Origin of the sequence: Pseudomonas sp. 91RF, from assembly GCF_003576265.1 — a bacterium.
GTDB lineage: Bacteria > Pseudomonadota > Gammaproteobacteria > Pseudomonadales > Pseudomonadaceae > Aquipseudomonas > Aquipseudomonas kribbensis.
Window position 1 is genome coordinate 1 of the sequence record NZ_QWFC01000040.1, and the last position, 10505, is coordinate 10505.

Here is a 10505-nt window from a genome sequence, read left to right on the forward strand (position 1 = left end):
GTGTGAACGTCAATGTGCAGACCCAGGGCAACCTGACCAACCGCCAGACCCTCGCCGCGCGGGACAACATCAGCCTGACCGCCGGCGGCCAGTTGACCAACAGCGGCATCATCGAAGCCGGGGTCAATGCGGACAACAGCCGCAATGCGGCAGGCAACGTCGCTATCCGTGCGCACAACATCGACAACACCGGCAAAAGCGTGATTGCCAGTCGCAACCTGACGGTCAACGCAACACAGACCGTGAGCAACCAGGGCGGCACGCTGACTTCGCAGAACACGCGGGTCACGGCCGCCACCCTTGATAACCAGAACAAGGGGCGGGTGCTGAGTACGGGCTCCCTCAGTCTCGATGCGAGTCAGGTACTCAACACCAACGGTCTGATCAATAGTGCCGGGCGTCTCGATGGCAGCGTCGGCCAGTTGAATAACCGCGGCGGCGAAGTGTCGAGCCTGCAAGATGTGACCTTGCGCATGGCAACGCTGGACAACGTGGCGGGTCTGGTGAATGCCGGTAAGGCCTTGAGCATCACCACCACCGGGTCGATCAATAACCAGAACGGCAAACTGACCTCACTCGGCAGTCTGTCGCTCAAGGCGGGTCACATCAATAACAGCGATAAGGGCAGGATCGCCAGCAACGGAGCCTTGTCGGTCAATGCCGCCAGCCTCGATCAGCACGATGGCGGGCAACTCACGAGCGACACGTCGCTGACGGTGGATCTGAACAATGGCGCCTTGAACAATCAGAAGGGGCTGATAAACGCACCGTTATTGGTGCTGAAAAACCTGCAACAGGTCGATAACCGCAGCGGTGAAATCTCCAGTGCCCAGGCGTTCACTCTGGCTGCCGACAGCCTCGACAACAGCAATGGCAAACTGTTGAGCAATCAGGCGTTGACCCTGCAGGTGCAGCACGCACTGACCAATATCAAGGGACTCATCGGCGCGAGCCGCATCGATGCCCGAGTGGGCAGCCTGAACAACAATGGCGGTACTTTTACCAGTCGCGCCGACCTGGATCTGCATGCTGACGGTCAGCTCGACAATCAGGACAAGGGCCTGATCACCGCCACGCAAAATCTCACCATCACCGCCGCCAATGTGAACAATCAGAATGGCGGCTCGCTGCTCGGTAGCGCCATCGCCATTGATTTCAGTGGTTCGATGGGCGATCTCAATAACAGCAATGGCCTGATTACAACCAAGGGCCAGTTGAGCATCAATCATCTGCGGGATCTGAACAACCAGGGCGGTGAACTCTCCAGCGACCTGAGTTACACCCTTGTCGCGCGAAATCTGGACAACAGTGACGGCAAGCTTTTCAGTCGTCAGCGGCTGGATCTGAGCGCTGACAGCACACGCAATCTCAATGGCCTGATCTCCGGGTGGCAAAACCTGAGTTTGCTTGGTGGCAGTCTCGATAACCGTAATCACGGCACGTTGTCCAGCCGTGATGGCGACCTGTTGATCGACCTCACGGGCGACATCCGCAACAGCAATACCGGTGCGCTGGCCAGCAAAGGCATCTTGAAGATCACTGCGGCCAACATCGATAACTCGGACAAAGGTGCGCTCTCAAGCGAGGGTGCGCAGACCCTGACGGTCACCGGCACATTGAACAACGCACAAGGTGGCCAGCTCGACAGCGGCGCGGCTCTGGATATCACCGCCAAACGTCTCGACAACACCCGTGCGACCATCAACGCCAAACAGGACATCCGTTTCACCGGTACTGACCTGGACAACACTGAAGGTGTGCTGGCCAGTGAAATGGCCGTCAATCTGGACCTTCTCGGCACGCTGACCAATACCAAGGGCCAATTGGTCGGTGTTGGCCCGCTAGTGATTGCCCGTGCCACACAAATCAATAACCAGGGTGGCAAACTGGTCAGCCAGAAATTGCTCAGTCTGTCGACCGGCGGCCTCGACAACCGCAATGGCGGCACCGTCGCTGCTAACGATAACCTTGCGATCACCGCCAGTGGTGCAGTGCAAAACAGTGGCGGCCTGATCTACAGCGACGCCGCTGATCTGCAACTGGCCGCTGCCAGCCTCGACAACGTCAAGGGAACCCTGCAAAGCGAAGGCGCACTCATTGCGAACGTCGGCGGCGCCATCGATAACCAGAGCGGTCGTTTCGTTGCCAAAACCGGCGATCTCAACATCACCGCTGCCAGTCTCGACAGCCATGGCGGTGTGCTCTCCAGCCTCAAAAGTGCGTTCACTGCTCAGGTTACGGGCGTGTTGCGCAATGGCCAGGGCGGCGTGATTCAGGCTCAGTATTTGACACTCAAGGCCTTGGCAGGTCTAGAGAACGAGGGTGGCCGGGTCACGGCGCAAAGCGGTGATGCGATCATCGATCTGGGCGGCAGCGGCAATTTCAGTAACCGCAACGGCGCACTGGTTGCCAAGCAACGCGTCAGCGTCACCGGCAAGGATTTTGACAACGCCGGCGACAGCGGCGGGCAGATCGCCGGGCAACAAATCGACCTCAGCCTGCGCGGCGCCCTGAACAACCGCAAAGGCATTATCGAAAGCGCCAGCATTTTGAGCATCGGTGCTGCCACCATTGACAACCAGACCGGCCAGTTGCGCGCACTTGGTAGCTCCGGAAAGACCACATTCAGCCTTGCAGGCCTGTTCGATAACCGCAACGGCACTGTGGAAAGCGCCAACAATGACCTCAGCCTCGGCGCAGGTGGCTTGTTGAACGTCGGCGGTAATGTGTTGCACGTCGGTACGGGGATTTTCGACATCGCCACCGGACAGCTCGGCAGCGCCGGCGGCAGCTTCGTCACACGCGGTGGACTGACGCTGACTGCGGATGGCTGGACCAACAGCAGCCTGATCCAGGCGGACCGCCTGACCGTCAATATCAACAACCTCAACCAGATGGCGAGCGGGCAGTTGCTGGCCGCCAGCAAACTGATCGGTAACGGTGGCAACTGGCACAACGACGGGCTGATCGCCAGCGACGGTTCGCTCGACATGACTTTGTGGGGCGATTATTCCGGCAACGGTCGTACCAGCAGTCTTGGTGATTTGACGCTCAAGGCCAATCAACTGACCCTCAACGCTGCGACCAGCATTGCCGGCGGCGGCAACACCACCATCAATGTAAATGGTCTGTTGACCAATCAGGGGCGACTGACCTCCAGCGGCGACATGACCCTCACCGCCGCCAACGTCAACAACTACGGCACCCTCGGCTCCGGCAAAGACCTGACCTTGATCACCGGTGCGCTCCTCAATGACAGGGGCCTGATTACCAGCGGCGGCGACATGCGCCTGTTGTTGGCCAGTTTCACCAACGCCTACGGCAATGTGTATGGGCTGAACAACGTACACATCGGCCGGGATCGTGACAGCGGCATGGCTGATTTGCTGGACAACCGTTCCGGCGAGATCTACAGCGCACAGGATCTGACCATCAATGCGCTGACCGTGAATAACGTCAGGGACATTCTTGAATACACCGCGCATGAAAAAAGCTCGGTGGTGATCACGCAACTGGACTGCAACCTGATTCCGATTGCCGGGTGTGATTTTCGCAGTGGCGGTCGACGCAACGGACATTGGGAGATCGCCGAGACCGATCGCCTGAAAGTAGGCAACAGCAGCGCAGCCGCAAGCCTGACGAGCGGCGGCGACATGTCGCTCAACGTCCAGGCCTTGAACAACAACAGCAGTACCATTGCCGCCACCGGTGATATCGCTGTCCACGCCGGCACCATCACCAACAAGGGCGTGCAAGAACAGGAAATCATCACCAAGCGTACCTACTGGAACTACGTCGACCAGATCTATGCGACAGAGCCGGCAGCAGCCGCTTTCAACAAGAAAAACAGTCCGGCGCCATCTGCGACAGTCGAATCGGACTTGAGCAGCTTCATCAGCATGTTGGGCGGTGGCAAGCTCACGGAAAGCACGACCACTGTCGCGGGTTCCAGCAATTCCTATGACGCCGTGATCCAGGCCGGTGGCAACATCGAACTGAACGCGACCCAGACCATCGACAACAGCGTCGTGCGTCCTTACTACAGTTACGTCGCGGCGGGCAAAACCAACACCGATACGGGCGTCGGCAGTGGCTACTCCACGGTGGTCAAGATCAACCCGCAACTGCCGCCGGATCTGGCCCAGCAGCAGGTCAGCCCGATCGACCTGCCAGGGTTCAGCTTGCCGACGGGCCAGAACGGCCTGTTCCGCCTGAGCTCCGAAGGCAGCAGCAATCCGACCGCCACTGGCCCGCAAAGCTGGACGCTAAGCGGTGGCAAAGTCACCGCCGATCCCTCGGCAACCCCGATAACCATCAATCGGGTACAAGGCCTGCCGAGCAACACTGGCAAGTCCCAGCCGCACAAATACCTGATCGAAACCAACCCGGTACTCACCGATCTCAAGCAGTTCATGAGCTCGGATTATCTGCTCAAGGGGCTGGGCTACGACGCCGACCAGAGCGCCAAGCGACTGGGCGACGGCCTCTTCGAACAGAAGCTGGTCCAGCAAGCCGTCGTGGCTCGCACGGGGCAGCGTTTCATCGATGGACAGACCTCCGACGAGGCGGTCTACAAGTATCTGATGGACAACGCCATCGCCAGCAAGAACGCGTTGAACCTGAGTGTAGGCGTCACCCTCAGTGCACAGCAGGTCGCGGCGCTCACCCACGACATCGTCTGGCTCGAAGAGCGTGAAGTAAACGGCGAAAAGGTCTTGGTGCCGGTGCTGTACCTGGCCAATGCCAACAACCGTCTCGCGTCCACGGGCGCGTTGATTCAGGGCAAGGACGTCACGCTTATTGCCGGCGAAAACCTGGAGAACTCCGGCACGTTGCGCGCCAGTCAAAATCTCGATGCAACAGCCAAGAAGGATCTGGTGAGCAGCGGACTGGTCGAGGCTGGCAATCTCCTGAAGTTGACGGCGACCGACAACCTGACGAACAAGGCAGGCGGGATCATTTCCGGTCGCGACGTCACCCTGACTGCCGAACACGGCGACGTGATCAACGAACGCACCGTGACCACCCATCGCAGCAGTGACGGCCGCCTCAGCGAAGACACCGACTTCGTCGACAACGCGGCGCGTATCGAAGCGGCGAATGCACTGGTTATCGGCGCCGGTCGCGATATCAACAACAGCGGCAGCGTGCTGAAAAGCGGTGGCGATACCACCCTGACGGCCGGGCGCGATGTGCACATCGACTCGACCGAACAGACGACTGACCGCAGCAATACCAACTATCAGTATTCGACGGTCAAGCAACATGGCTCGGACGTCAACGTCGGCGGCACGTTCAAGGTTACGGCTCAGCGTGACGTCAGCGTTGTGGCGAGTAATGTCGAGGCCAAAGGCAACGTCGACATCAATGCCAAAGGTGACCTGACGATCAGCTCTGCGGCTGACGAATCCCATGCCACCGGCTGGAACAAGAAGTTCCGTGCGGAGGAGGATCACGTCGCCCAGCAATCGAGCGTGATCAAGGCTGGTGGAAGCCTGACGCTCAATGCCGACAAGGATCTCAACCTGATCGCCAGCCATGTCAAGTCGGGTGGCGAGGCTTTTGTCTATGCTGGCGACGACCTGAACCTGCTGACCGCTGATAACCTCGATCACTCGTTTTACACCAAGACAACGAAGGGCAGCTTCGGCAAGAAAAAATCCGTGATGACCGAAAGCGAACGTATCGCGTCGGTCAGCTCGAGTATCGAGTCGGGAAGCAAGCTGGTGATGTCGGCAGGTCAGGACATCAATGCACAAGGGGCAAAAGTCAAATCCGATGGATCGTTGCTGGCGACTGCCGGCCACGACATCAACCTCGACGCGGCCGAAGACTATGCCAGCCAGGCCAGTGCCTCTTCGAAGAAGAACTGGAAATCCAGCAAATCCAATAGTGGCGAGGCCACTCAAACCCGCTTGAACAGCACCGAGTGGGTTGCCAAGAGCATGGAGCTCAAGGCCGACAATGACATTGCGTTGAAAGCTGCTTCGTTGCGTGCAACGGATGACATCACGCTGACAGCCGCCAATGATGTGTTCATCGGCGCCGCTCAGGAAACACAAACCTCCAGCCAGTCGCAGAGCTCCAGCAAGACAGGGGCGACGATTACCGGGCTGCTTTCCAACACGCAGAAGTCGCAACAGGGGCAACAGTCGTCCACCGAAAGCATCGGCAGCGATATCAGCGCCGGCAGCCTGCAGATCAAGAGCGGCCGGGACACGGTGGTTGAAGGCAGTACGCTGGTGGCCGACAAGAACATCGGTATCAACGCCGGGCGCAACCTGGAAGTCATCAGCGCTGAAAACACCACGACCGCCAGTTCCTCTTCAGGCAGCAAGAAGGTGGGCGAGATCGGTTCCTGGTGGCAAGGCGCGACCGGGATCGTCAAGACCAAAGAGTCGGATCAGAGCACCACGACTCGCCAGTCGGGCAGCCAGATTGCTTCGCTTGGCGGCAACATCCTGCTGACTGCCGGGGATCATTACACCCAGACGGCCAGTCAACTGGTCGCGCCGGTGGGTGACATCGGGATCACGGCCAAGCACGTGGATATCGGTGAGGGCTACGACACACTGAGCTCCACCAAAACCGCCAGCACCAATCGCACCGCCGTCGGTGGCACAGTGAGCATTCCGCTGGTTGATGCGCTGCGTGGCATTCAGCAAATGGGCGAAGCCGCCGGGAAAACCACCGACGGACGAATGCTTGCACTCGCTGCCGTGAATGCGGCCATGAGTGCCGATCAAGCGGTAGACGCGGCCAAGGCGTTGAAGGAAGACCCTCGGGTCGGAGTGAAGGTCAGCGTCAACCTCAGCAATAGCCAAAGCAAGATGAACAGCAGCCAGAGCGGCAGCAATGTCGTCGGCAGCGGTGTGATTGCGGGTGGCAACATCAACATCGTCGCCAAGGGTGCCGGTGCCGACAGCAACATCAATGTGGTCGGTAGTCGCATTGAGGGCGGTGGCGATGTTTCGCTGAACGCCGATGGTGCGATCAATCTTCTGTCTGCACAAAACACTGCGCATCAGGAGAGCACCAACAGCAACAGCGGCTGGAGCGCCGGTATCGGTTTCGGCTTCGGCGAGCAAAACGGCATTACCTTTGAACTGGCCGCCAACAAGGGCCGTGGCAGCAGTGATGGTGACGACGTCACGCACACCAACACCTCGGTCAAATCCGGCGGCACGCTGAACCTGAAAAGTGGTGGCGACACCAACATCAAGGGCGCCACCGCCAGCGGCGAAACGGTCAAGGTCAACGTGGGCGGTGATCTCAATATCGAGAGCCTGCAAGACACCAGTACCTACACCTCCAAGCAGTCAAGCGCCAACGTCGGCCTGAGTGTCTGCGTGCCTCCGTTCTGTGTCGGCAACAGCAGCGTCAGCGGCGGCGTTTCCCAGCAACACATGCATAGCGAGTACGCCAGCGTCTCCGAACAGTCGGGCATCAAGGCGGGCAATGGCGGCTTCCAGGTCGAGGTCAAGGGCAACACCGACCTCGTCGGGGCGATCATTGCCAGTACCGACAAAGCGGTGGCTGATGGCAAAAACACTCTGAGTACCGGCACGCTGACCACGTCGGACGTCAAGAACAAGGCTGATTACGACGCAACCAGCATCAACTTGAATGGTGGCTTCGGTGGCAATATCGGCCGCGATGGCAAGGGCAATGCCAGTGCTACGGCCAACCCTAACGGCCCCAATGTTCCCAACAAAGGTGGTGTGAGTGTTTCGACCCCGGTGGCGCTGTACGCCGGCGACAGTTCCAGCAGCACTACTCACAGCGGCATCAGCGGTGCAGCCGTAACCATCACCAATGGTGCCAAGCAACAGGAAATGACTGGTCAGACGGCGGAGCAGGCAATTGCCGCCATTAATACCGATGTTTCCAGTGAGCGTGATGGCAGCAACAAGCTCAAGCCGATTTTCGATGCCCAGGAAATCGGAGTGGACTTCGAGATCGTCGGCAAGTTCGTGCAGAACGTTTCCCAGTACATCGATAGTCGTGCGCGGGAAATCGATCAGAAGAAGGAGCAGGCCAACCTTGAAAAGGCTGCTGCTGATGACCAAAGCTTGCCGCTCAAGGATCGAATAGCGCACCACGAAAATTATGTGCAGCTCAATCAGCAAATCAAGGAAATCGGTGATAACTGGGGCGCCGGCGGCACTTACCGGCAAATCGCAACAGCGCTGGTCGCGGGTATCAGTGGCAACGTAGCCGGCAGCGGTGCCCAGTTCGCGCAAAACATGGTGGTCAACTACGTCCAGCAGCAAGGCTCGGCGTATATCGGCAAACTGGTGAAAGAGGGCCTGAAGGAAGGCAGCCCTGAACATGCCGCGTTACACGCGATTCTTGGTTGTGCGGGCGCTGCCGCCAGCAGTCAAAGTTGTTCGGCAGGTGCTTTGGGTGGTTCTGCCGCAAGCCTGTTGGCCGGTTTGTTCGCCGATAGCGACCCGAACGAAACCGCAGTAGAGCGCGAGGCCAAACGCAACATCATCACTAGCCTGGTGACCGGCATTGCGGCCATGAGTTCGCCAAACGGCGCGGCTACCGCGAACAACGCTGCTGCGGCTAACGTCGATAACAACTGGCTGGCGACGCAGCAGTACGTCCAGGCCAAAAAGGAAATCGATGCAGAGCCCAATCTGGCGAAGAAGTTGGCAATCATCGCCAAGTGGGGACTCACTTCTGCCCGACAGGATCTGCTGACAGCTTCCGGAGTCATGAAAGGCTTCACGGACGGCATGGCAGGTGCGGGACTGGGCGCGCTGGACAGTGCAGTGAATCTGCTGCGTGATCCAGTGGAAAGCTTCCACGCCATGAACGAGTTCCTTGCCTCCGATGAAGCGGTGGAGATTCTCGGTAAAAGCGTTGCCGATGCGTTCAAATCGCAACTTTCGCAAATCCTTGAAGCGGCCACCGTGGGCGGCGACGAGAACGCGGAGAACGTTGGCCGGCAAATGGGTCAGGCCGTCGCACTCATCGTCCAGCTGATGGCCGGCGGCGGCACCAGCTCCGCAAATTCGGCGCTGCAGCTTTCGCGCATGGGCATCGACGTCTCGGTCAAGACCATCAAAGAAGTGGGCTCGACGGTCAAGATCGATAATCTCAAGACGCAGATCACTAAGTTTTCGGAGAAGCTGCCGGATACGGATGTGCCGCGTTTAGATCCACCAAAACCGGACGTAAAGCCCCCTCAAGTTCCTGACAGCCCTAAACCAGAGGTGACACCGCCAAAGGTAGATGATCTGCCGAAGAGCCCCGATGTGCCCGTTCCGACAGGTCAGACGGGAACCGTTTGGGATGCGATAACGAACCCAGGTCCAGTTCACCCTGGCTCGGTGATCCCTCAATTTTTTGAGTTGAACCTTGATAGTGGCGTCAAGATATGGGTTGATGGGAACGCAACGAAACATATCGCCGAATACGCGGCCTATAAGGCGGAGCTTTACACTCCAGAGGCAGTTAGATTGGCTAGTCAAGTTCAATTAAATAGTCTGAAGACAGCGGTAGAAATGGCCGCTAGCTCTGGGATAGAGTACAGAAAGGTAATAAACGTTGATGGTTGGGAGTTAATGTTTGCACCTCCTAAATCTGAAGGCCAGCTGCCGGCTCTTTATCACGCAGTGGTTAGGTCGAGGTGAATATGTTGAAAGTTACTGGGTGTAAAGAAGGATCTCTAGCAGAGATTCAGTTTGGTGAGTATGTAATTGCTGATGTCGTTTTTGAGGGAGAGCGGCATCCGGCTGCCCCTTTGTACTGGCGTGTTGGTGATTTTGCAGAGTCTCTGCTGGAAATAGGTATTAATCGGGTCAGTGGCGCTGTTGCCAAAGTTTGCCTTGTTGCCTGTGGTGAGCGTGAAGTTCTGCAAGATCATAGGCAATATTTGGCAGGCAGTTCTATAAGTGGTATTCCTGTTTTTGACATTGCAGGCTGGCCGGATAGTCGTTACAAAGATGAAGTGGGCTATTTGGAAGTTGCAGAGAGCGAAGCGGTGCTTGTAATGTTTTTTTCTTCCGATAAGGTCGTTGAATTAGTGTATGAGTTCTCGGGTGTAAGATTTGGAGTTGCTTTTGGGGGGAGGTTGATTTGGATTGCTGTAGATAAGTCAAAGTGAAAGTCGCCATTGTTTGCAATGTGGGTAACAAGTTGGCGCGGGCGACCTACCACTTCCTGAAGGAGAAGCAGCCTTTTGACGCTAAATGCTGTTTCACCTAGAGGCGAGTCAGGCGGTGGTCGGGCAAACGAAAGGGGACTGGACGCGAGCCAAAATCCGTGTGGCGTCCGATCATCACCGCCTGAGTGTGTTGTTGAGACCGGCTAATGAAGTGAAAGAAAAAGGGGACAAAAGAAAAAGGGGACAAAGAAAAAGGGGACGCCCATTAGCCGGTCTCAAGTCAAGGTTAAAAGCCACCACGCCCTGCAGTTTTCAACTGCAGGGTTTGCTCTTTTACTCAACCTGATCGGTTGAACCCGTCGAGCCCGTTTTCTCATTACTAGCTACG

At 57.7% G+C, this 10505-nt stretch carries 2 protein-coding genes; both read left to right on the top strand.

Annotated features, from left to right (window positions below):
• Window positions 1-14: 14 nt before the first annotated feature.
• On the top strand, window positions 15-9644 hold the full coding sequence (locus DXT77_RS21055) for a hemagglutinin repeat-containing protein (RefSeq protein ID WP_256662995.1): 9630 nt from the start codon (window positions 15-17) through the stop codon (window positions 9642-9644).
• Window positions 9645-9646: 2 nt separating this feature from the next.
• Complete coding sequence (locus tag DXT77_RS29765; protein WP_147407017.1) at window positions 9647-10117, top strand: hypothetical protein; 471 nt, start codon at window positions 9647-9649, stop codon at window positions 10115-10117.
• Window positions 10118-10505: the final 388 nt, after the last annotated feature.